This window comes from Pseudomonas oryzihabitans (assembly GCF_024652905.1).
Lineage (GTDB): Bacteria > Pseudomonadota > Gammaproteobacteria > Pseudomonadales > Pseudomonadaceae > Chryseomonas > Chryseomonas benzopyrenica.
Genome location: NZ_CP102429.1, coordinates 108,872 through 130,503 on the forward strand (window position 1 = coordinate 108,872; position 21,632 = coordinate 130,503).

25 protein-coding genes are annotated in these 21,632 nt (G+C 60.6%); 15 read left to right on the top strand and 10 right to left on the bottom strand.

The annotated features are described in order from the left end of the window. Positions 1–72: 72 nt before the first annotated feature. Together NRG74_RS23140 and NRG74_RS23145 are read left to right on the top strand one after the other, a co-directional pair. Positions 73–711: a hypothetical protein gene (locus tag NRG74_RS23140; protein WP_257706708.1), complete on the top strand. Its 639-nt coding sequence runs from the start codon at positions 73–75 to the stop codon at positions 709–711. Positions 712–879: 168 nt separating this feature from the next. Beyond that, the gene (locus tag NRG74_RS23145) at positions 880–1,320 is read left to right on the top strand and encodes a hypothetical protein (protein WP_093256658.1); all 441 of its coding nucleotides are present in this window, start codon (positions 880–882) and stop codon (positions 1,318–1,320) included. 68 nt (positions 1,321–1,388) lie between these two features. Here the strand turns inward: NRG74_RS23145 and NRG74_RS23150 are convergent, their stop codons facing one another. Next, the gene (locus tag NRG74_RS23150; protein WP_257706709.1) at positions 1,389–2,180 is read right to left on the bottom strand and encodes a hypothetical protein; all 792 of its coding nucleotides are present in this window, start codon (positions 2,178–2,180) and stop codon (positions 1,389–1,391) included. 167 nt (positions 2,181–2,347) lie between these two features. Between NRG74_RS23150 and NRG74_RS23155 the strand changes: the two genes are divergently transcribed. From NRG74_RS23155 to NRG74_RS23175, 5 genes are all read left to right on the top strand, one after another. Beyond that, a complete protein-coding gene (locus NRG74_RS23155) occupies positions 2,348–3,433 on the top strand; it encodes a helix-turn-helix domain-containing protein (RefSeq protein ID WP_108576201.1) in 1,086 nt (361 codons plus the stop codon). Positions 3,434–3,515: 82 nt separating this feature from the next. Further along, complete coding sequence (locus NRG74_RS23160) at positions 3,516–4,295, top strand: hypothetical protein (RefSeq protein WP_257706710.1); 780 nt, start codon at positions 3,516–3,518, stop codon at positions 4,293–4,295. After that, positions 4,295–5,779, top strand: a complete 1,485-nt coding sequence (locus NRG74_RS23165) for a helicase HerA domain-containing protein (protein ID WP_108576203.1) — start codon at positions 4,295–4,297, stop codon at positions 5,777–5,779. The genes NRG74_RS23160 and NRG74_RS23165 overlap by 1 nt, the downstream gene beginning before the upstream one ends. Then, positions 5,751–6,077 (top strand): hypothetical protein, encoded by a 327-nt coding sequence (locus NRG74_RS23170; RefSeq protein WP_257706711.1) that lies wholly within the window; start codon positions 5,751–5,753, stop codon positions 6,075–6,077. Before NRG74_RS23165 ends, NRG74_RS23170 begins: the two co-directional genes overlap by 29 nt. An 87-nt stretch (positions 6,078–6,164) precedes the next feature. Further along, positions 6,165–6,587: a response regulator gene (locus tag NRG74_RS23175; protein WP_257706712.1), complete on the top strand. Its 423-nt coding sequence runs from the start codon at positions 6,165–6,167 to the stop codon at positions 6,585–6,587. Here the strand turns inward: NRG74_RS23175 and NRG74_RS23180 are convergent. Further along, the gene (locus NRG74_RS23180) at positions 6,584–6,874 is read right to left on the bottom strand and encodes a hypothetical protein (RefSeq protein ID WP_257706713.1); all 291 of its coding nucleotides are present in this window, start codon (positions 6,872–6,874) and stop codon (positions 6,584–6,586) included. The genes NRG74_RS23175 and NRG74_RS23180 overlap by 4 nt on opposite strands. Positions 6,875–6,969: 95 nt before the next feature. Between NRG74_RS23180 and NRG74_RS23185 the strand changes: the two genes are divergently transcribed. Continuing rightward, positions 6,970–7,278, top strand: coding sequence for a hypothetical protein (locus NRG74_RS23185; protein ID WP_257706714.1), 309 nt, complete (start codon positions 6,970–6,972; stop codon positions 7,276–7,278). Positions 7,279–7,284: 6 nt separating this feature from the next. Here NRG74_RS23185 and NRG74_RS23190 read toward each other — a convergent pair whose 3' ends face one another. The 3 genes from NRG74_RS23190 to NRG74_RS23200 form a co-directional block, all read right to left on the bottom strand. Further along, positions 7,285–7,572 carry a hypothetical protein gene (locus NRG74_RS23190; protein ID WP_093256625.1) on the bottom strand — a complete coding sequence of 96 codons (288 nt, stop codon included), beginning with the start codon at positions 7,570–7,572 and terminating at the stop codon, positions 7,285–7,287. Between the two features lie 85 nt (positions 7,573–7,657). Continuing rightward, positions 7,658–8,905, bottom strand: coding sequence for a site-specific DNA-methyltransferase (locus NRG74_RS23195; protein ID WP_257706715.1), 1,248 nt, complete (start codon positions 8,903–8,905; stop codon positions 7,658–7,660). 70 nt (positions 8,906–8,975) lie between these two features. Then, positions 8,976–9,494 carry a hypothetical protein gene (locus NRG74_RS23200; RefSeq protein ID WP_257706716.1) on the bottom strand — a complete coding sequence of 173 codons (519 nt, stop codon included), beginning with the start codon at positions 9,492–9,494 and terminating at the stop codon, positions 8,976–8,978. A gap of 273 nt (positions 9,495–9,767) precedes the next feature. On the opposite strand from NRG74_RS23200, the gene NRG74_RS23205 reads away from it, so the two are divergent. Next, positions 9,768–10,595, top strand: a complete 828-nt coding sequence (locus NRG74_RS23205; RefSeq protein WP_257706717.1) for a hypothetical protein — start codon at positions 9,768–9,770, stop codon at positions 10,593–10,595. A gap of 577 nt (positions 10,596–11,172) precedes the next feature. On the opposite strand, the gene NRG74_RS23210 is transcribed toward NRG74_RS23205, so the two are convergent. Further along, positions 11,173–11,556 carry a histone-like nucleoid-structuring protein, MvaT/MvaU family gene (locus tag NRG74_RS23210; protein WP_093256612.1) on the bottom strand — a complete coding sequence of 128 codons (384 nt, stop codon included), beginning with the start codon at positions 11,554–11,556 and terminating at the stop codon, positions 11,173–11,175. A gap of 189 nt (positions 11,557–11,745) precedes the next feature. Between NRG74_RS23210 and NRG74_RS23215 the strand changes: the two genes are divergently transcribed. The 3 genes from NRG74_RS23215 to NRG74_RS23225 all read left to right on the top strand — a co-directional run bounded on the left by NRG74_RS23215 (position 11,746) and on the right by NRG74_RS23225 (position 15,161). Further along, entirely contained in the window at positions 11,746–12,627 is an 882-nt protein-coding gene (locus tag NRG74_RS23215) for a hypothetical protein (protein WP_108576209.1), read from the top strand. 19 nt (positions 12,628–12,646) lie between these two features. Beyond that, positions 12,647–13,534: a hypothetical protein gene (locus NRG74_RS23220; RefSeq protein ID WP_093256604.1), complete on the top strand. Its 888-nt coding sequence runs from the start codon at positions 12,647–12,649 to the stop codon at positions 13,532–13,534. Positions 13,535–14,291: 757 nt separating this feature from the next. Further along, positions 14,292–15,161: a DsbA family protein gene (locus NRG74_RS23225; protein WP_108576211.1), complete on the top strand. Its 870-nt coding sequence runs from the start codon at positions 14,292–14,294 to the stop codon at positions 15,159–15,161. Positions 15,162–15,407: 246 nt separating this feature from the next. Here NRG74_RS23225 and NRG74_RS23230 read toward each other — a convergent pair whose 3' ends face one another. After that, complete coding sequence (locus NRG74_RS23230) at positions 15,408–16,883, bottom strand: UvrD-helicase domain-containing protein (protein WP_257706718.1); 1,476 nt, start codon at positions 16,881–16,883, stop codon at positions 15,408–15,410. Between the two features lie 681 nt (positions 16,884–17,564). On the opposite strand from NRG74_RS23230, the gene NRG74_RS23235 reads away from it, so the two are divergent. After that, positions 17,565–18,245, top strand: a complete 681-nt coding sequence (locus NRG74_RS23235; protein ID WP_257706719.1) for a hypothetical protein — start codon at positions 17,565–17,567, stop codon at positions 18,243–18,245. Positions 18,246–18,673: 428 nt separating this feature from the next. After that, complete coding sequence (locus tag NRG74_RS23240) at positions 18,674–19,150, top strand: PD-(D/E)XK nuclease family protein (protein ID WP_108576215.1); 477 nt, start codon at positions 18,674–18,676, stop codon at positions 19,148–19,150. Between the two features lie 40 nt (positions 19,151–19,190). On the opposite strand, the gene NRG74_RS23245 is transcribed toward NRG74_RS23240, so the two are convergent. Both NRG74_RS23245 and NRG74_RS23250 read right to left on the bottom strand, forming a co-directional pair. Then, positions 19,191–20,237, bottom strand: a complete 1,047-nt coding sequence (locus NRG74_RS23245) for a ParB/RepB/Spo0J family partition protein (protein ID WP_108576216.1) — start codon at positions 20,235–20,237, stop codon at positions 19,191–19,193. 17 nt (positions 20,238–20,254) lie between these two features. Beyond that, complete coding sequence (locus NRG74_RS23250; RefSeq protein WP_257706720.1) at positions 20,255–20,455, bottom strand: hypothetical protein; 201 nt, start codon at positions 20,453–20,455, stop codon at positions 20,255–20,257. Between the two features lie 140 nt (positions 20,456–20,595). On the opposite strand from NRG74_RS23250, the gene NRG74_RS23255 reads away from it, so the two are divergent. After that, positions 20,596–21,126, top strand: a complete 531-nt coding sequence (locus NRG74_RS23255) for a hypothetical protein (protein ID WP_257706721.1) — start codon at positions 20,596–20,598, stop codon at positions 21,124–21,126. Positions 21,127–21,169: 43 nt separating this feature from the next. Here the strand turns inward: NRG74_RS23255 and NRG74_RS23260 are convergent, their stop codons facing one another. Beyond that, positions 21,170–21,520, bottom strand: a complete 351-nt coding sequence (locus NRG74_RS23260) for a hypothetical protein (RefSeq protein ID WP_093256579.1) — start codon at positions 21,518–21,520, stop codon at positions 21,170–21,172. Positions 21,521–21,632: the final 112 nt, after the last annotated feature.

The following is a 21,632-nucleotide window of genomic DNA, read 5'->3' on the forward strand; positions in this document are numbered from 1 at the left end:
CGGCACGCAGCGAGCAACAGCCGATTTCATCCAGTGAGCTGGCATCGGGCGTGTGCGCATCGGAGGATCTAAATGAGCGCCATTCACCGCTTTCGAGTTTGTCTGCTAGCCGGATGTATGGGTGGGTTAGGTATCGGAGCACTTAGCACCCTGGCAGGCGTCGGTGTGCAGGGCACAGCCATCGTTTGGGCGTCCTGGTATTACTGGATTTGCCTCGGTATCTGCAGTGCTTTTGTTGTCGGTTTCAAAGACGTCCGCGGACAGGCAACGTGGGCAGCTGCTTTCGTTGTCGCGATCGCATTGATTGCTTTCGGTGGCGTCGGGATTTATCACGTCGGCGCGCTGATCGGCGACGGTATGAAGCCGATCGGCTTCACCTACTCGGCACACTGGTACTTCATCGTCTGTGTCTGCCTCGGAGGTTACGCCGCGTTGGTGATCGGTATCGGTACGGCCAGGAACCATGTTCTGTGGATCTTGGCGTTCGCCATAGCGGGCGGGCTACTGATGGCTTTGGGTATACAGAAATTCGCCGATGTGCCAGATGCCCATATCGTCGCCGAGCGGCTACAGCATGATCTCGAAGCCTCAGCCGGCGTCGTTGCTCGTGTCTTCATGTGGATAGCACCAGGGGCGCTGGCCGTAGCCTACGGTCTGATTGCGTTTCTAGCGACCAAGGCCAGAGTAGTTCGCAAGCTCACCGTTGCGTGACTGAGGCCATCCGGTACAGGCCGGCGCTGAAGCAGGACGCTGCGTAGTTAAGTTCGTGTGTCTTTTTCACCCCAAGAGCGGTGACTGCTGGTCAAGCTTTACCTGAATTTTTCCGTCACTCACGCACCTATGCGGCGCGGATGACTCCCCCCGAAACTGGAGAAGTAGATGAAAGCGATTAGCCGTTTGTTTTGGAGTTTGGTAGCAGGCTCCTTCCTGGGTACCGGTATCGCGTTTTTCAGCGTGCTGATCGGCAAGGGCGGGGAGGAGCTTGGCTTCACCGCCTGGACGTTCTGGTACTACACGATCTGCATGGGACTGTGTGTAGGCCTGCTGGTCGGCTTCGATACCGTCCGTAAGCACGCCGCTTGGATGCTGGCCTTCGTCATCGCGATCGGGCTCGTCATGAGCGTCGGGTTTGTGGGCATGATGGATGTGCACGCCACCGGCGATATGGTCGAGCGGATGCAACAGCAGCTAGAGGCTATGGCGCAGTTGATGGCTCAGGCGGTGATGTATGTGGCGCCGGGCGGGGTGGCCCTGGCCTACGGTCTGGTCGCTTATGACACGGTGCGGTCGGGAGCAGGGCGCCGCTTGGCGGCGCGTTGACTGGCGCGTTCGTACGGCTAAGGCTCAGCGAAGCGTAGGCCTATCCTTTTAGCCTCCGCGCCGGCCTTCTACCGCGGCGCCAACTGATCGAGGCTTCCAAACGCATCTTGCATCAGCAGAGCCTTCACCGCGCGGGTGCGGCGGGTCTGCAGCAAGTTCGGGGTGCTGCGCAGCATCTCCACTGCGCCGGCAATCTGCCTCGTGCGAGATCTCAGCCAGTTGGCGTCAGAGCTGATCGTGGCCCCAGCGTTGCAGGTCAGCAGGGCCTCGACCTTGTCTCGTAGCTCTTCGGTCATGACCACCCGTCCCAGGATGTGGAAGTCGTTGTGCTCAAGCGTACGACAATCGGCGGCGGTCATTGCGGCGAGGTTGGAAGGGATACCGGCGCAGAATGTCTTGGTACCCAAAAGGCCGATCGCCTCCTGCAGCAGCTCGCCGGCTGATAGCGATCCAGCCTGCAGGGGAATGATCACCCTGGCGCCGGCGTCTATCCAGCTCCGTATGTCCCGCGCGTACCGGTGCCAAAGGAGCAGGGTCGCCTGCTGATCGCCCACTACGTCTGGGGCGACGACGCTCAGGTTCTCCGGCCGCAGGGTCGTGGTGCACAAGGCGCGATAGAGCATGAGAACCCGGGGCCAATCCATGGCTAACTGCCGGCGGAAGGCGGTAAACGCGCCTGAATCAACGAAGACTTTCCCACCCCTGTCCAAGTGATCAGGCAGAGCCCGCAGCTGCTGCCTGAGCGTCACTCGATCGGCGACCACCCCTATTGCTATCCCGACGTCGAGTGCGGCTTGAAGGTCGCTGTCGGCGGTGAAGCCGGAATGGAACGCGATATTCCAGGTGAAAGGGGAGGGCATGGTCGGCGACTCGCTTCGGAAAATGCCTACCCTGTCAGCCTTTTGAAATACGCAAGTCACAAGCGCAATAAGCGAAGCTCTAACGCCTCTAGCCCGGTATCTGGAGCGCAAACTTGCATTTTGAAAACTCGTGGGACCGTCGATCTACCCCAACAGAGGTAGTAGATATGACGAACCAGTGGTTTGAAGCGCAACGGCTTGAAAGGCGATGGACTGTCATCCGTCGTGCCTTGACCCGACGTGGCACCAACTTGACTCAGTTGGCCGAAGCCAACCAGCTATCCAATTTGCGCACTGCCGCGAGAACGCCTTTCCCCGCCGCGGAAAGCGCTATCGCGCTAGCACTTGGGGTGACCGTCGAGGCGCTCTTCCCGGAGCGATATGGAGTCGTCTGGTCGGAGCATGCCCAGAACACCTTCGATGAGCTTCTCGATCGTCTGGGTGGAGCCACTGCCGCACAGGCTGGAATGAAAGGGTTTGGGATACATGTTGCCCAGTGGGAGACGCGGCCGGTTGATTTGGCGGATTGCCCAGGCTCGGAGCCGGAGCGCCTGCGCTGGATCAAGTCCAGTTTGCGTCGACGTCAATTTGTGCTTGAGCACCTTGCCCATCATGCTGGTGCACGCCGGAGCGCGCTCGATGGTCTGGGCAAAACGCCCCATGTCGAGTTGCAGCGGATGATCGCGCGATGCCTGGGCGTCGCGCCAAAGGCCATATGGCCTGAGCGTTACCACAAGGATGGCGAAGCGATCGTCAAGGGGAGCGACGCTGCGGAGCAGCCGGAGCGTACTATCGAAGAATATGATCGACTCAGCCTTCGGACAGGGCTCTGGTTGCCCCTACGCGATCTCGTCGGTTTGCCTGGACTGCAGGGACGCTTTACCGCTATCCGCCGGCACGCAATTGCTCAACGGTGGGTACTCCGTTCCCGCTTCGAAATTACTGAAGTGCTTTTCTCGTCGCTACCTGCTGAGACGAAAGTGCACCTGTTATCCCTCAGCTCCGATCCGGAAATTGAGAAGCGCGTGACCCTCGTTCATCCAACTGGGCAAGTGACTTTGTCATGCGTTCACATGGCAGAAAGCGTGCTCGCGGAAGTGAAATCAGCCGACGGCGGCGTTCATCTCAACCTCAGTGACGGATCCGGTGCGACCTACAACATACGGATCTGTCGCACGGCGATCCCGGCGCTTGCAGTCGCGTTGCTCGGTCAGGCGAGCGATGGAACTGAAGTGCCGGATTCGCAAAGTTAGGTTCATCCCTCAACGCGGTAGGAATCGAAACCATCGAGCTCCTTGGCCTTGCCATGCTGTGCAAAGCCAAGGAGTTACGTCCATGAACACAGCTGCAGTCTTTGCCGCGCTATCGCGCGCTGGTATCGAACCCTTCCCCTGGTGCCCAGTTGACAGCGAGCTTTCGCCAAAGCAGATGCATCGTCTGTTGCAGCGGCTGCTCACTGAGCCCTATGCCGACGGCTACCTTGCGATCAGCGAAGGTGTCGACCTCGGCGCGTCAACTCGGATACTGACAAAGCTTCGAGTACCGGGAGCTCCGGCATTGGTCCGGCGCATGGCGGACAAAGCGCTACGCTCGGATGCAGAGGCCGCATTTTTAGCTGCGCGCATGGAGCGTGTTCGCACCAGAGCTGAGCAGCTCTATCAGGCTGGTCATCTACGTTACGCTCACGTCGACGATCGTAGCGCTGGCGACCATGACGGTCGCACCTATCAGGTGCTCGAGCTCATCAACGAGACGCTGGACCAGTCCAATCTGCGGCAGACCACGCCGAAATGCATGCGGACCCTGGCTGCTTTGGAAGCCGCGCACCGTCAGAAGCTGGGTTGGAGGCGACACCTACCTCGCCCGGGAGTCCTGGGTTGGCTCGGGGCGATCGCCTTTGCCGATGCCGCCGCAGCGCTTTGGAAAGGACGCCTGATTTACGGCTTGGCAGTGGGCTCGGTGAGCCTCGCGCTGCTTGGCCTGGCCAGAAGCGAGAAGCAGCGTACGCTCAAGGGTGAGAAACATCGCGCCGCACCGCGCGACGATTTGATGTGCGTGTCGCCACCACCTGCAGGCCAGGCCATCGAAGTCGACCGCGGTAACAAGGCCTCCTGATGCAGATCATCTTCGGTATCGACGCAGCTGAGCAAAAGAAGAATCGCCAGGTCCCGGTCATGTGGGACAGCGACAAACTGGTGAACGGCCACACCCTCCTGGTGGGGATGTCCGGCTCGGGCAAGACCTACACCTTGCGCAAGATGATCAGCCACATGCTGCAGTCCTGTGGCGGGCACATTCCGCGGATCCACATCTTCGACGTGCACGGCGATCTGTCGATTCCCGGGGCGTCGGAGGTTCGCTTTTCCGAGCGCACCAACTACGGCCTCAATCCGCTTCGCGTGAACCCCGATCCGCACTTCGGTGGTGTGCGAAAGCGCGTGCAATCCTTTCTCGCCACCATGAATCGCAGCATGCGCCAGATGGGGCCCAAGCAGGAGGCTTGCCTGCGCAATGTGCTGAACGACGTCTACGCCCAGTACGGCTTCAGGCAGGAGGATCCGAGTACCTGGATCGTGGAGGAGGGCGCCGCGGTGGTCATGACTGACGGCAACGACGATCGCTTGTTCATCGACGTGCCCAAGGGCGAGAAGGACGAGGCCAAGGCCCTGGGCGCGCGCTGGTCGAGTGCGCCGCTGTACAGCTGGTGGGTACCGCAGATCGAGTACCAGGGCGCCATCACGCGCTGGCCGCCCAAGCTCATGGGCCGGGCTCATCCCAGTATCCGCGACGCGCTGCGCATGGCGCAGAACATCCTGCAGCAGTCGTTTCTGGGCTCCGGCGCTGAGGCCGTCACGTACCTGGAGGTGGCCAACCGCGCCGCCCAGGGGCACCGCAAGAAGGTGATCCAGGCTCTGCGCAAAGGCCAAAGCCAGTTCGACGAAGAAGCGGAGAAGTCGGAGCTCGATAAGAGCAAACGCAAGGCCATCGACAGCTATACCGCCTACATCGATGCGATCACCACCGGCAAGGAGCTCGACAGCCTGATGCGCTACGACAGCACCGACGTGCTGAAGTCGGTGGTCGATCGGCTGCAGAACCTCGAGGCGATCGGCATCTTCAAGTCGGGGATTCCGCCCTTCGACCCCACCAATCCGGTATGGCGCTACAACATCCACGCCCTGTCGATGGAGGAGCGCAAGCTGATCGTGCTCTTCCGGCTGGAGGAGCTGTTCCTGGCGGCTGTAGAGCGCGGTGAGCAAGACCACATCGTCGACGTCGTGATCCTGGATGAGGCCCACATCTACGCCGACGACGACCCCGAGAGCCCGATCAACCGCATCGCCAAAGAGGCGCGCAAATTCGGCCTGATGCTCGTGGCTGCCTCGCAAAGCCCAACGCATTTTCCGGAGGACTTCGTCGCATCCGTTGCGACCAAGATCGTCCTCGGCATTGATGAGATGTACTGGCGCCAGAGCGCCACCAAGCTTCGTTTGCGGGAGGACGCCCTGGCCTGGGTGACCCCGACGAAGACCATGTTGGTTCAGCTGAAGATGAAGGGGGAGACTCAGAATGACTGGTTCTGGTGCACGATTGCTTAAGGGGCTGCTGCTGGCCGCGTTTGCCAGTCTGCCGCTGGCCGGGGCCGTTGCGGCCGAAACGCCGGACGAACTCCCCCTGCTTGATCGCCTGGAGGCGGTGGCCATCCCGATCGGCCGCGGCGCTGTGCTGCAAGACGCCCGGGGCTGCTTGTGGGGGGTACGGCCGGGTCAGAAGGTCCCGCAGCTTGTGGCCATCTCCGATGAGGCAGGCAATGCCTTATGCCGCAGTGCTGTGCCAGGTGCTGCACCGGGGGCTGAGCCGGAGCCGCAGGTGCGCCGCACGCCGCTGGTGAATTAAGCGCGCGATAAGCGATAAAGCGGTCTACTGCGCACTATTGGCGGTATTTGTCTGGCGAGCTATCCCTTCATCGGATCAGCCGAACGAATGACTCGCCGTCCGCATCTGGTGATGCATGCGTTTCCTCTAGCGGTGGCCTCGATGTGCCTGGTAGTGATTGCTGAAGATGAGCCGCTTCTTGTGGAGATGCTGACCGAGATCTTCGAGTCCGAAGGCCTCGACGTCACCGCCTTCGCGACGGCGGACGATGCCTGGCGGCACCTGCAGACCGCGGCGCAAGCGCCGGATCTCCTGTTCACCGATGTGCGAATGCCCGGAGCCATGGATGGGTTGGCCCTGGCCAAGCAGGTGATGGCGCGCTGGCCAGCAACTTCGGTCGTCGTATCGTCCGGCGATGTCTCAGCGACACCGGAGCTACCGAAGGCCTCGTTCCTTCCTAAGCCGTGGTCGTTCGGTCAGCTGACCACCCTGTGCCGCAACGTCCAGGCGCTCCACCAGCGCCGGGACTAGCCTGCGCGCTGAACAGCTCGGAGTTCTTCGGCACCCGGGCCGTCGAGCATCGACAGCAGGCGCTTCACCGTCTGACCTGGCTGCCGCGTGGCGCTTATCGCCGCGCGCCAGCGCTGGAGAGGATGACCCAAGCTCTGACAGGCGCTCCATGCCCACGCCTGCTGCTGCAGATCGTCAAGCTCAAACCAATTTATATCGTGGCCGTCGGCCGAGTCGGCGTGCAGCCGCTTTGCCTGGGCGGTCACGGCAAGCAGAAACTGGATGTGCTGCTCTGGAGAGAACGTCATGCCGGCGTACCTTTTTTGAGGTGGTGACGCCTACTACCGGGCTGGCGGCCGAACCGAGACGGTCTACAGTAGTACGATGACCTTAAGGAGGCGTTATGGCAGACCTTGAGTTTCTTCCCCAGCAAGCGCGGCTGCGCTGGGTCGCGCTGATCGAGCAGATGGCCGTCATGGGCCTTGGCCACCTGGTTCGCCTCTACGGGCAGCTGGAAGGATACATCCTGGCCCTGCTCGATGTTGGTTCGATTACCGCGCCACAGCACCGACATCTCGTCCGCCTGGCCAGCGAGTGGTTCGCCCAGTGCCGGGCCGAGTACCTCAAGCGCAAACAGAAGCCTCGGCGGCGGATAGCGGGCGTGGTTCGAGACAGGATCGATGAGAGTCACAGGCGGCCAGAGCGCGCCTGAGCTGAGCTACTTGGCGTGGCAGTAGAGAGCCGCCAAGGAGTGATCGAGCCAGTCCGGCGAGGCCGGTGGCTCGTTCAGCAGGTTCGGGTGCGAAGCTGCCAGGCTGGCGGCGTCGAGCTGCTGGGAGCTCGACGCCCGATCCGCTGACATCGGGCAGCCGTCGACGGCGTTGCCCCCGGACAGCGATCGGCTCAGCGGGCCGGCGGAAAATGCGATGCTGATGGCGCCGCAAAAGCCGACTGCGAGGAGCGTCCCGCTCGTGGTGCCCTGGGTGATTCGCTGAAGAAGGTGCATGCTGCCGAGCTCCGGTTTGATCGACAGCAGCAGAGTAGCCAGGGCCAGTCTTCGAAAAGCCTGAGTTCGACCCATCGCCGGGCGTTCAAAGCTGCGATGTGGGCTGGAGCGCAGGGTTGATCCAGAGCTCGTCGAACCCGCGAAAGAGTGCCGCTGCGCCCATCACGTGCTCGAGGATATTCTCGACGCAGATCCAGCGGCGCCCGGCTTCTTCCGCCGCCCGCCCGACCATCATGCGGCCGGCGAACAGATCCACCACCAGGTCGTCCGCCTCGGTCAGCCACCGTATGAGGAAGTCTGCCAGGGCGAAGGGGAAGGGCGCGCTGTGCGCCGGTAGGCCGGCTTCGATCAACGCCTTCCGGTGCTCACGGCTGCGCCTGCAGCTGTGACCAATCTGCAGCACGTTTTTCGGTATGGCACCCTCTGTGGGCGCCGCGAAGCTACCCGGGCGCAGTCGGTAGGCGCCGTCGCCATAGGAGGTCTGGCGCGTCTCGCCCCCGGCCGCGATGAGCCTGGCTTGCCGATCAGAATGCGGTACCAGGACCCGCCGGTTGTTCGCTTTGCATCGAAGCGGATCAGGCGAGAACCAGTAGCAAGGCTCCCAGGCAACGTTAAGCTGTTGCCGGCTGAGGCTCGCCCACTGCAGGGGCCCCGGTGCCTTGCTGCGGTTCTCCCACACCAGGCGGTCCATCAGGTGCAGGCCAAGACGATCTTCCAGGGCGATGACGAGACGCTCCAGATATGTGGAACGCGCCGGCGATCGGTGAAGGAAGATGTCGTTGGACAGGTTCAGGACCAGGCTACCGGTGCTGGCAAGGTTGCCCAGCAAGGGCTCGATCGTGCGACAGATGAAGTCGGTGAATTCGCTCGCCTTCGGATTACCGTATCCCCGTGGTTGCTGCAGAGGATAGGGTGGGGAGGTGAGTACGAGGTCGATGCGCTCTTCCAGCCCCTGCAGCGCCTGCGGCGAATGGCCAAACAGCGCCAGGCCCAGCGACGTGCTGAACCCCAGCAGCGTGACCTGCGGCGCCGCTCGATGCATCCCGCGCTTCGCCTTTTCGGTCAGTTGCCACACCCCTCGTTCATGTGGAACGCGCTCGAGGATGCCGCAGGCCTTGAGGGTCTGCTGATGCCAGCGAATCTCGCGCGTTACGGGGCTGCGGGGCTGACCGGCCGCGCCAATTGGCTGCTTCGCGTGAACCTCCCGGTCCTTGAGCCCTGCGGCGGCGCCGACGAGGCGGTAGAGCTCCGCGTTGGCCAGCGGCCGATCCGGACAGTTCCGGAAGGCCGCTTCGACGAGAGGGAAGAGGTCGAGCTGTGGGGATTGGACCATGGTGAGGACGACTCAAGGTGGAGGGATACGCCTCATCTTTCCAGGCGTACCGGAAATGCAAGGGCGTGGACTAATCCAGGAGGCGCTCAAGGGCCGGCTGGTAGGCGAACGGCGCGAGCGATCCGCCGATGCGAGCCTCCTCATCGGTCAGAGGACGATGGTGCGGCGCGGTCGCGGTCGCAGCGAACGTCGGGTCGGCCCTCAGGACCTCCAGCAATCCGTAGTAGAGGTAATGGAGCCGGGAGTGGTCGTCGTGGTCGTTGCGGCTGTGCGCGACGGTGATCAGCTGCGACAGCGCAAGTAGTGAGCACAGGTAGCTGGCAGCTTCGAGCGAAAAGGATTCTTCGACCTGGCCCAGGGTCGCCGTCACAAGCCCGCCCTCGACAGGCAGCACCAGGGCGAAAGCTCCGTTGAAGTAGCGGCGAAGCTGATAGGCGCCATTGCGGTACCCGGATCCCAGCACCTGGCGCATGTTGTTCAGCACCAGGTCCTCGAACGGTAGGCAGTAGCGACCGAGGAGGTTGTAAAGCTCCTGGGTGGTGGGCTCGCTGGTGACGACGAGCTGCAGAGCGTGATCATTCCTGTGCATAGCAGATTCCTCAAGTTGAACCTGCTCAGCATCCACGAGCCGCGGTAAATGCAAACGGCCATTCATGCCGCTTGCGGGACCGGTTCGAGGGGAGCTGTTGACCCTGGGCGCCGGCTTGACTAGGTTGCCTTCCCTTTGGCCAGTTACGGCGCAGCGCCTAAGGAACCGGAGGCGCGATCAGCGCTCTGACGAGTCAGGTTGCAATTGGCTGCGGATCGATAAGCTACCCATGACCCCGCGCGAGAAGCGCAGCACCTGGGTGGAAGAGAGGATATGGAAGCAGCAACGATGGAAGAGAGCGTGGCGTCCCATACGCCGCGGTGGTCGGATTGGCCGCGATGGATAAAGCAGGCTGTCCCGTTATTCGTGCAGGTGCTACCCGCCTTTGTCGCACTGACGCTGCTGGCAGCGTTCACCACGGTGAGCATTCTGCTCATCTTGGGCAAAGCGGCCTTTCACCTGGCCAGCCTGTGCTCGCCGTTGATCTTCCTGGTGCTGGCGCTCGCGCTCCGGCGTGCAGGGATGCTCGGAGACCGCCCCGTCCTGCGCACGGCCGTGGGCTCCGGGTCACCGTGGCGAAATTTCTTTCGGGTAGCGGCGCCGCTTGCCCTGGTCATCGGCATTGCGCTGAACGCGCTGGCGGTCTTGGCGATGCTTGGCTCCGATATCGGCGCCTGGAAGCGCGGGGCGCTACCCCTCACCACCTTGCCGCTGGACCTCTTCAGCGCGGAGAAACGCCCGCTGCTCGTGATGCTCTACACCACCGCGGTGGAACAGCAGCTGAGCCTGATGCCGCTCTTCGTGATCATGGGCGGCCGGCTCGAGCCGTACCTGGTGGCTGCAGTCATGGCCGGTCGAGAGACATGGTCTTCCGCGCGGGCCGTTCAGGCACAGCTCAGCAAATCGCAGAAGCTCGTGCTCGGCCCGATGCGGCTGCTGACGCTGTGCGGAGTGACCCTGCAGGCGACAGCGAGAGCGCTGGATGCCACCAGCAACTGGCTTGGTGTCGCGCTGCTTCTGGTAAGCATCGGTGGCTGGCTGTTCTACTGCTGCCTGATCGCCGTAGCCGCGCGCGACATCACCGACCCGCACCCGCGATAGCGCCTTTCTGCGCGCGAAAAAAAACCCGGCCATGAGCCGGGTTTTTGCTGCTCCGCTTCCGCGGAACAGTGTTGGAGCCTGATGCGCCAGTCGCCTGGGCCCTGCAGTGCAGGGTGGAGGCGGGTTCGCCCGTTCCGACAGGAGATCCTGATCGGATGTAGCGAACCCTCGCACCATCTCTGCAACTGCAGCTGTTTTGTAGGTAAAGATCACCCGGGGCACCGTCTGCTGGCCCCACCGTCGCATAGCGAAAGATTCTTTCGCTATGCGACAGGACCTCTACCGAAGTAGAGCTCCCAGCACTTATGGCAGTGGCCGCCTTCTGGACGTATGAAACCGGGGGCGCGTGGGCATTTGATGCGCGCGCGACAAATCGGCCAAGGATCAGCGGAGTGATCGGCAACCGAGTTGAGTGTAAGAATCTTACAGAGGAGCAGTGGGCCTGAAAGAGCCTGCTGCGAAGAGAGTGCTGCCATGCAGCTGGTGGAGCATCCAAAGCACAGGCGTTGGATTAAGAGCGCCGATGATGACAGCGCCGGCGGTGCCGCACAAGGCCCGCCGGCGTCGGTCCGCGTGATTACTCGCTCTGGAGCCAGCTTTCGACGGTATCGGCACCGTGCTCGGACTTCCAGGCTTTCAGAAGCTTGTGGTTGCCACCCTTAGTCTCGATGATCTCACCAGTTTCGGGGTGCTTATAGCGCTTGAGCGTACGCGCCCGGCGCTGTTGCGGGGCTGCGCCCGAGTTGCTCTTGGACTTGCTGCCAGAGGCAGAGCCGGCGTTGGGGTCTAGGATTGCAATGACGTCGCGCAGCGACTTGTTATGTTCGCCGAGCAGCGCTCGCAGCTTCTTCTCGAAATCGAGTTCTTTCTGCAGGCGTTCGTCGGTATTCAGCTGTTCAAGACGCTGTTGCAATTCTGCAATAGCGGCTTCGGTCTGACGGTATTCTTGGATCAGGGACATCGTGATCTCCTCAAGATTAGGCGGTGGCTGCCGTTATAGCCTTTTCATTTATAAATGACTAGGAAAAAACGCAAATTAATTATTGGGCGTCACGGACGCGCCAATGGCGGTTGAGTTTGGGGGGGAATACCCCATTGCGTTTTTGGGGAAGCGTGGTTCCATGGATAAAACCAACACAGGAGTAACACCATGAAAATTGTTCGGCTGGTGGCATTGGCCGCCGCAGTAGCCGCCGTTGCCGGTTGCGCTACCAATAACACGGAGTCGAAGCCGGTACCCGATTCAGCACTCGTTGCTCCCCACTTCAAAGCGTGGGACGGCAAGACATCTAGCCTGATGTTTGCGAACGAAGAACCGCTGCGCTTTTCGAGTAGTGTCACTGCCGCGGATAAGCTGTTCGCAGTATTTGGTATGCCCAGCCTGAGCACGGTCAAAGAGAAGGGCATCCGAAATCCCTATCTGCGCCAGGCCACCAAAGAGCAAGTGCTAGACGCTATCCGCCCCGCTACCAGCCCCAAGGCGGGCTACAACAACGACGGGTCGCTCATCGCCTACAACCTCATCGGTGGTGGTATCGGCGCTGCCGGGACCGCAATCACAGTGCTGGGGGACGCCACGTTCGATCCCCGGACCAAATTAGGCTTCGCATACTGCTTCGGAAAGAAAACCGAGACGGCCGATCTGAATGATGCCGTTCAAAAGTGTGGTGAAAAGGTCACTGGCCTGGTGAATAGCCTGTTTCAGCCAACCACACGGGTACTGAACATAGGCTTCGGCCAAGTTCGCGCTGGAATCGTCCGGTCCGGGACTGTTAGCAAAGTTGGCGAGATCTTCATTGGAACGGAGGCCTACGCGACTGACGGCTATGCCCCGCAAGACCGTGGGGGATATCCGGCCCGAATCGTAGCGATCCCTATTCAGCAAAAACTGGCTAGCGGTGTAGGCAAAATGACCGGCGCCGAACTAGGTGAGATTGGGCCAGTGGAATGGGCAGAGCTGCTTAAGCAACAGCTTCCCAAGGATATGGCCTTCTATCTCCCCAACGGCGATCAGCCGGTAGCGGTCTACTAACGAGCCGGATATCCAGCATATGAAATATGTAGAGATAGTCTTTGCGGCGACTGTAGTAGGCGCCCTGGTCGGTTGTGCCGGCCAGCCTGCAGCGTTGGACCCGAATGCCAAGGCGGTGACGCCGGCGCCACTGGCTTTGAAGGTGTGGCCGGGCTCCGATAACGCGGTGCAATTTGCCAATGAAAAGCCACTTCAGTTTTCTGCAGATGCAACGGCTGCAGAAAAGATTTTCAGCGTGCTGGGGATGCCGAGTTTTCAAGCGGTCCGCGCTGGGGCCTTTAGCATCCAGGCCGTGCAGAAAACGTCCGCCGAACAGACCCAACAGAACATCAGCTCGGTTGCGAGGCAGGCTCCGGCCAATCGTAATGCTGCTGAGCTTGCCGCCTTCAACGCCCTGGGCGGGAATGTCGGTGCTGCGGGCTTGGCGGTCACCGTCCTTGGGAGCAACTCTTTCGACCCGCGAACGGAGATCGGTACCTTCGTTTGCTTCGAGCCCAAGTCCGGTACGAAGGATGCTGCGGCCGCTGTACAGAGCTGCGGGAACAAGCTGTTAGGTATGATCGAGCGGACGTTTGAGCCTATCCGCGCGGACGAAAAATCAACTTCTGCACGCCGCTTCATCGGACCGGTCGCTACGGAAACCGGAAAGAAGATCGCGCAGCTCTACGTCAACACCGAAGGTGTGTTTGTTGGCGATGGGTACGCGCCGGTCGACCGTGGCGCCTACCCGGCAACGGTGGTGGCGATAGGCTTCGACGCGCTGGTGGCAGAGGGCTTCGGGAAGAGGATGGGCTGGGTTGTGGGGGACGTAGGTCAGGTCGACTTGGGGAGTGCGTTAGGAAGGAATTTGCCTCGCAACACAGCCTTCTTCCTTCCCAACCGCGAAACCCCCATCGCGTTTTACTGATGTGGCCGGGGGGCGGAGCTAGATTGCTCCGTCCCACACGCCTGCGCATAGCGCGGGCACGGTCGGCGCGAACTTGTCAAATCTGAGGTCCCAATGGCAGAACGTGTGTCTCGAAACTGCTTCTTTGTCCTACGCAAAGAGCTTCGCTGCGTCTCTTGCAAGTTCTGGACGCTCTCTCTTGAGTTGCGACAGCTGCAGCGTCGGCTGAACATTCTCGACGCTAAAGGGCAGGGCCTAGGCCTTTCGCAGGTGGACGTGAGGGCCTATCGCGATGTCCAGGTGCTCCAGTGGGCGCTCGAGGAAAGGCTAAAGGCTCTGGCGGTCACGTTGAAGGCATATGGCGAACAGCTTGTCGTGCTCCTTGCCGATATCGGAAAGGACACCACCCCAGAAGAACGAATGGCACTTTTGGGGGGACGGCCACAGGCTGTTTCGAGCACGGCGTGGGCGGGAAGCTGTCTTGAGCAGCTCGCGCTGCGGCACCGGGTCGAAAGCGCTTCGGAGGCCTCTATCAGCGGGCCGATAGCGACTGCCCTCATGGCTCACCGCGGGCAGTTGGCAGTTCCCGTGGCGAGGGGCAGAAGTACTGCAAGGAGGGCGACGGCTTTTCAGGTGGCGCGATCGCGTCCGGTTCGGCTTCGCGTTGTTGACCGGGAGACCTTCTAAAGCGGGTTCCACCCAATACAGGGACGGGACTCGAGACTTTGCGGCGGCCGGCTTGCTTATCGTTTGGGAAACCATGACCTATGGATCTCCCATGAAGCCAGCATTGAAAGCTCATCTCCTCACCCTGGTATCCGCCGTAGCTGTCTCGCAGATCATCACTGCGGGCCTTTTCTATTTCGCCGGTGAGGAGTACCTCAACCGCAAGATCGCGGCCGGCATCGAGATTGGCGTGTTCGCCAAAGAGCGCGCCGAGAAGCAGGCCTGGGTCGAGGCACAGTTCGCTCGCTTCGGACGCGCGGCGGACCAGGTACCGAACGATGCCCGGGTTTATGGGGATCTGAAGGCGCGCTTCACCCTCGCCGAATTTTCCGATCTGGAATGCCCATTCTGCAAACGCCTGCACCCAAACCTCAAAGAGATCGTCGATAAGTCCAACGGTGCCGTTAACTGGCAGTGGCGCCATATGCCGCTCGGCTTCCACAACCCCGCAGCCACGGATGAGGCTATCGCTACTGAGTGCTATGCGGAGCAGAAAGGCAACCGGGGCTTCTGGGTGATCCTCGACCAGATCTTCGAAGAGTCGGCCGGTAACGGCGCCGGCGTGAAAGATCTGCCTGGTTTGGTATCCAGACTCGGCGGCGATATGAAGGCATTCAACGAATGCATCAGCAGTGGGAAGGTCAAGGACCGGATAGCGGAGCATGTCCGCATGGGCGAGAAAATCGGAGCGACGGGTACGCCTGCGACGGTAGTGATCGACAACCTGACCGGCGAGAAAGAGTTTGTCTCGGGCGCCCAACCGATCAGCGCGTTTGTCACGATCATGAAGCGGATGATGGCCGCTGAGCAGGCCGCGGCGAAGGCTGAGGCGGACAAGGCGCAAGGGAAACATCAAGACCAGGGCGATGAGGTTTCGCGAAAGATCCTTGGCTTTGGGTCCAAGGCGGACCAAGCACAGTAGGACCCGGTATCTGGTCTGCTGGGCAGGTGCGGGTGTCAGGGTAATCAACCAGGGTGATTGCCCCTGCTCCCAGCCGCGCAATCACCCCTAGCACCTGCCGCGTACCGGATCCATCGCTCGCCCATGCACCCGCGGGCAACGCTGCTCAGCAATGCCCACCTTCACTCTCAGCGCACGCCGGCGCCGAGCTGGCCAGGGTCATGCGTTTTTCCCTTCTGCCCATCTAAGCGTGCTCGAGTAGCAACGCTAGTCAGCCGCCTCTGCGAGCTCGATCGCTCGCCTCCGGCTTCGCTCAAAATCCCGCATGATCCCCAAGATGACAGAGTTGATGGCCAGCTGATGCTTAGCTCGCGTCGCTGCGACGTAGAGCAGGTTGAGCTCATCACGGCGCGCATCCGGCGCGAGCTCAGGATCCAGGGGGTCGGGATAGTCTTCGCCCAGGTAGACGTGCGTCCATTCAAGGCCCTTCGAGCGGTGCGCGGTCGAGAGGATGACGTCGGCGTCCTTTTCGTCCCTCTGGGTCAGTGCCCGCAGGCGTGCCAGTCGCTTCTCGATGTCCGGGAAAAGACCCACCACCTTAATGAGCCGGGCCATCTCCCGATCCTTGCTTTCCTTGGCCATGGCGAGATAGGAGGTCCAGTCGGCGAAATCCTTCAGAAGGCGCTTGGACCGTACCTTGTCGGTCTTGCCCTGGCTGAACCAGACCAGGTCTTCCAAGTCGCCGATCTGGTACGCCTCAATGCCACCAACCCAGTAGAGCGTCTTTCCCTGAGGAGCAAACTCCAGCGCGGTCATGATCACCCCAGAGACCGTCCGGCAGAGGTACGCAGCTCCTCGAACGCCGTCGTCGAGCTGCGTTTTGATCTGCGTCGGCCGGCCAGCGCCGATGATCTTCAGCTGCTCGCCCTTGTAGCTCAGGATGATGTTGGCCACGGTGGCCACCGCCGGCCCGAAGCGGAAGGACTTCGTCAGGTAGAGATCGACGGAGTCATCCAGATCCGGATCGGACAAGGCGTTGTCAGCGCCACGGAACGCATAGAGCGATTGATGAGGATCCCCGACGAATATCACTCGGCACGACTGATTTTTGATGAGTCCCAACGTGATGCCGTTCAGATCCTGGGCCTCGTCCGCGAGGATCACATCGAAGCGGTCACTGAGGTCCGGTTTACTCAGGTAGTAGAGCTTGAGATACGCGTCGTGAAGGTGAGGTACGGTCGTGTCCTGGGGATCGATCATGCGCCGCCAAACCTCTTTGGCCTGGAGAAAGACTTCCGCAATGAACGCCGGAGGCATTTCGGCCATGGGGCGTCCGTTGTACAGCGGCAGGTGATCCTCGTGGAACTCCTCCAGGTCACTGCAAAGGTACCCGTTGACCGTCGCAATGACCGCGTTGATCAATGCCCAGTCATTCGTTCCCAGGACGGCGCGCATGTCTGCCGGCCGCAATGACGCGCCAAGCTTGTGCTGGAATTGCCGGCCTACTGCTTTGAAGGCCAGCTGGTGGGAAGTCATGCATTTCACGTTGGACGGAAAACGCGCCTTTCCCTCGTCGGCAATGCTTCGGTTGTAGGCGACGTAGAGAAATCTCAACCTCGGGTACCGCTTGGTATAGCCCTCCAGCGAGGTGGTTTTGGAGGCTCCAGCGAAAGCCTTCACGCGGATCCGCGGGGCCTTGCATTCGTGGAACGCTAACTGCTCCGCTGTCCATTGAAATTCCACGCAGCATCCTCCTCTGGCAATGTCCCGATGCTATCGACTGCGGAGGGCGAAAGGCCGGCGGTTCGGGCCGGTAGAGGGCACGAACTGACGGTACCGCTGCGGTGTTGTTGAGTACCCTGGACCCCAATAAGGCCATTTCGAACGTCGCCGTGATGAGAAGCAGGTGTGTGATAGCTGAGGTAGCGTTGATGCTTGTCCTTGGCGGCTGGCTGACACCTGGTATGGCGGTGAGCGCGCTACCCACCGAGCCTGCGGCGCCTGCAGATACCCCTTCCGGCGAATGGGTTGATCCCATTGCTCTGAACGTCGCGAACCTTCGCACTCGCGCGTGTGCTGGGGATGTTTCCGCGTCAGCCGCCATAGGGCGGCTCTACCTGTTTGGCAACGGCACCTTTGAAAGAGACCTGAGCCGAGCGATGCCTTTCCTGCGGTACTCCGGTGAAAGAGGAAATAATCAGGCCGCCGCCGATTATGCGATCTCTTTGGTCACGGCCAGCCGTGAGCCCGACATCCTAATGCGAGCAGCCGAGTGGGCTAAATTTTCGGTTTATAGAAACCCTACCTATCAATCAATGCAGGCGCTGCAGCTCGTGAAATTAGCAGCGAAAGGCCTTGACCTTTCTGCTGGCTTACAAGCGGGGGCCCGCAGGGCGATACTTGCTAACTTAGGAGCTGTGCCAGATGGTGAAGTTGGTCCTTGCAGAAGCCTATAGCGCTGCGAAACCCTGGGTCTCGTTATTACTTCATGCATTAGCAGCGTTGCTATGGCTCAATATTGTTCCTTGGGCAAATCCCCTATTGTTGTTTTTTGCCTTGCCCGGTCTTGCATTCGGGGTTTCGATAGTAGCCTATACCCTTGTCCTTTCGACACTGCGCCATTTGGATACCAAGAAAAACCGGGCTGGTTACATAAGGCTATGTCGACTAGCATGGGAAACGCCGGTGGTCGTATCCGAAGAGTTTTCAGAGCCAAACCTGACCCCGCTTCGAAAAACGGCGCTTCCACCGTTAGATAGGAACCGATGCTGGTGCTTTGAGGTAATAAGTAACAAGTATCCCCGTTATGTGGCTAGGGGGTATTTGCTGCCAGACGAGGATCGGCTGCACCTGGCCCTGGTGATTGGTCTTCCTGGTCAATGGCACGAGGCGTGCTATTGCACCGCGTCGTGTGACGTAGAGGGATCGGTGTATCGCGTCAACCAGCTTTATGGGCCGTTGAAGGGTTGGATAGGGCAGGGTTCCCAAGTTGGGCTTGATTTAAATTCGGATAGTCCATCCATCTATGGCCAGTCGTTTGGGCACTTGAAAGTATCAGTATCGAATGTGCCTCCGGTATTAAGACGTTTCGCCAATATGCGATAAATTGACAGGAGAGGCTTCAGGCGTTCGTATAGGCCTGTCGGCTGTGCAACAGGCCCTATCGGGGTTTCTGCGGCACGCTATTGTTCAGCCTTTCGAACTCTTCCGTCGTGCCCATGTTGAGTACAGCTCGTAAGTGGAAGCGATCATGTTCTGCGTTACCAAGATTAGCTTCCTTTTGATTGTGGTGGGGATCGTCAGCGAGCCTAAGCGCTACCATCACCTCACAGTGCCCTAACTTTGAAAGCTCGGTAGCAGAAACAGAAAGCTTTTCGCGACGCTTACCTTTCATATTTCCCAACTCCAATGGTTTGCCTGTCTTTACCTTAATCGCACCAAGCAAAAACGCAAGACAGCGTAGCGCGAGTGAGCGCTTGCGTTTTCAATAACAGAGGTATGCTGGTTTTAATAGCGAACCAAGGACTTAGGATATGCGCCAGAACTGGAGTGAACCGATACCCCCCCTTCTTCGCGGAGGACAGGTCGTGTTGTCTGAACGGGATATCGAAACCGATGTGCCGGTGCCGATGCACGGGCGGGTAGACCAGGTATTCCTTGCCGGCGGCTGGCTGGTGGTCGTTGACACAAAACGGAGGGCGGCCGCGCGCGTTTACCTCAAAGACGTGATTCAGCTGAGCGTGTACGCAGCGATTCTTTCCCGCCAGAGCCAAACAGTTCTGGGCTCTAACTGGCCCGTGGCGTCGGAGGGCTACGTGCGATTGGTGACCCCACAGGGCGTCACCTATACGGCTGTGCGGCTTCTGCCCAGCAGCGTGATCATTAGCCTGTGGAACCGCTACTGGATATTGAAAGGGCAAGGTGCGAAGGCCCGTCCCAAGATACCGGCGGCCGGGGTGTGCAAGGCTTGCGTAAAGCGCACGGGCTGCCCGGTAGGACAGCGCCTGTGATTCGATGCAACGCGCCCAGCCGAGCTGCTGGGCGTGTCACTCAGTGGCGTGTGGCGGAGGGGGCGGCGGCGCGTGCGTCGATCTGATGGCCGACGCCAATTTCGACCTTCTCTTCGACTTTCGCGATGTGCGCGGCGGCTTCGTCTGAGAGCTTGAGGAATGCCTCGTAATCGGCCTGGGGAATCTCTACTGCGACAGTGCCTTGGGCCACGTTCGGGACAGCTGTAGCTCGCAGTCGCTCGGAGAAGCCGGTGATAGTCGAGGCCATCTGAGAAACAAACCGTTTGCCAATGCGACGTGTCGGCCTACCGATGTCACGCTCGGTGAGACGCACCGGCCTGTTCGGAGCCGGTGTTCCGGGTTCCTGACCGTCGCCTGCAATGCCGCCGTCGGCGACAGCTTCCTTGGCCAGGAGGGCTACCTGATTGTGGTAGGCCTCGAGGATGAGTTTTTCGGCATCGGACGGGTGTGCGCGGGCAACGTCCAGTGCGGTGTGGGCCTTGATGACACCCTGGTCGATCAGCTGCTGGATCGACTCCGGCAGTCGAAGCAGACGCAGGCTTTCCCGGACATGGGCGCCGCTGAGCTTGATTGCTTTACCGATGGCTTCCGTCGTCCAACCTTCGTCGACCAGCTTCTGATACCCGTGCGCACGTTCGATTTGCGTCAGGGGAAGTCGCTGGTCAGCCGTGAGCGCCCGGACTATGGGTGAGGTGAGACCGCGGGCTTCGTAGACTTCCACACGCTTGATCATCGCGCCTCGCTCCCGAGCGATCATCGCGGCGCGGATACGGCATACCCCTTTGCGGATGTAGCAGCGGCCGTCGACGACTTGCACCTCGACCATCGGGATATGGTCGTTGTCCATCCAGGCCTCGACCAGGCTTGCGATATGCGCTTGCACCTTGGGCGATTCGTAGATGCGCATTTTGCTTCTGGGGTCCTCTTCCAGAATCGCAGGGTCGAGCCAGGTTTGCGTAGCGGAGCCGACGACCTCCGGATTTGTCGCCCCGATCGCCTTGCAGAAGGCGGTCAGGCTATTGATCGAGCGTTTCACTGGTTCGATGGGTGCTTGGCTGTCGTTCATCTCGTTTGTGCTCCGCGCTACGTACGTCGTGCTCTGATCTTTCGATGGACGTATTGCGCAATGAAACCCGCCGCGAATTCGGCCGCAACTACCAGCGCGACCTTCGCGCCGTTCTCCCCATAGCTCAAGGTGAGTAGGTACCAGCTACCCGGTACCGCTGCCGCTATGAAGCCGAGGAGAAAGGCGATGCTGTCGGATCGATTGGCTGTCGATTTCATTGCAGAAGTCCTGTTGAGATGCTCAATGTACGCAAGGCCGCAATAACGCAAGTCGCGAGTTCATGCCCTGGCCAGGGGTGAACCTGGGCCAAGCGCCGAGTAAGTCGCGGTACCGTCCCTGCAACGTTAAGGGGGATCCCATGCAAAAACTCTTCGTCGCCTTGGTAGCAGGGAGCTTGCTTGTTGCTTGCTCGAGCCACAACAAGGACACCGTGCCGCAGCCGCAGACAACTTACGTTCCAACCCGTCTGGCCCACGAGTTTTACAGTAGCTGGGGGCATGACGGCCGCGGCGGCGCAGCTCTACGGAAGCCGGCGTATCAGCACGTGATGGGAAGCGAGGACGTTGTGATGACGACCCATGGTAATTACCACGATCTGCAGGTGGCGCCGGACGGCCGAGGCCCGAAGGACAGCGTGGCGGTCACCGCGGTCACCTATGGTATGGGGCGTGCGATCGACCAGGCCCTGGCATTCTCGCCGCCGGCGCCTTCAGCTCCGGTCAGCAAGCCGGTGGTTGCCGGCAGCGAGGCCGAATATCTCGTCGCGTACCGAAAGTTCTGCAAGGGTGCCGGTATGGCCCTGACGGAGCGCGAGTGGGAACTGGTGGCAAAGGGCGGTCCTAAAGGTGTGCCGCCTTCTCTCCGCGGGAAGTGCCTGCAAGCGAAGTGATAGGGAGGCGCCGGTCGTTCGCCGGCGCGCCATCGCAGCAGTCCTACTGGCCTGCAATGTACCGGTACAGCGCAGAGCCATAACTCACCCAACCTACCAGCACGCCAGCGGCTATTCCGCTCGCAAGCAGCGCGAGAAACAGGATCGGTAGCTTGAGACCAAGCATCCGCTGGCTTGTCCATGGCAAGGACGTAGCGTCGTCGCGGTGCCGCTCTGGATTGAGGTCAACAGCGATATCGGGATAGTCGTCCGCCTGACGCGACCTTGCGTCGAAGATCACCATGTCTGCTATGGCACCCAATGTCTGCTCGTTTCGGGCGATGCTCGCCTGCGCTTTCCGTAACGACGCCTGCTCCAGTTCGCCCCTTTTCTGTGTTCTGCCACTTCGTGTCATCAAGGTGCTCCGGTCTTAGGAGCAGCGAGTGTATGGCGCCGTCCACGCCCGTTAGCGGCTAATCCTGGCCAATTTCGGGCTGTAACTCAGCAACCCTTCCCCGCTTGACCTG